Here is a 520-nt window from a genome sequence, read left to right on the forward strand (position 1 = left end):
AGATGCTTGGTTAACACGACATGGCCTAAAAAATTGGCTTACACTTGTAGTAGTCATAGCATTCATTCTATTTATTATCTTGTTATTTATGTTTCTCAATCAAGGTGATGAGGATACTGGTCAAATTACAATCACTGAAAATGCTGAATTAAGAACAGGTCCTAATGCAGCCTATCCTATCATTTACAAAATTGAAAAAGGTGATAGCTTTAAGAAAGTAGATAAACAAGGTAAATGGATAGAAGTCCAAAATCGGGCTGGAACAGAAAAAGGCTGGGTTGCCGGTTGGCATACTAACTTAAATATACATGCTGACAACTCTAAAGCTTCTAATCCTCTTAAAGGTAAAACAATTGTACTTGATCCTGGTCATGGTGGTAGTGACCAGGGTGCATCAAGTAACACCCCCTCTAAAAGTTTAGAAAAGAATTACACTTTGAAAACTGCTAAAGAACTTAAAAAATTACTTGAAAAAGAAGGTGCCAAAGTCAAAATGACTCGCACCACAGATAAATATGTG

1 protein-coding gene is annotated in these 520 nt (G+C 35.6%); it reads left to right on the plus strand.

Annotated features, from left to right (window positions below; genetic code table 11):
• On the plus strand, positions 1-520 hold a 520-nt coding region (locus HZY83_RS07250; RefSeq protein WP_179943379.1), incomplete at both ends, for an N-acetylmuramoyl-L-alanine amidase family protein.

It is taken from the genome of Gemella sp. GH3 (assembly GCF_013415425.1).
In the GTDB taxonomy this organism is placed as follows: Bacteria; Bacillota; Bacilli; order Staphylococcales; family Gemellaceae; genus Gemelliphila.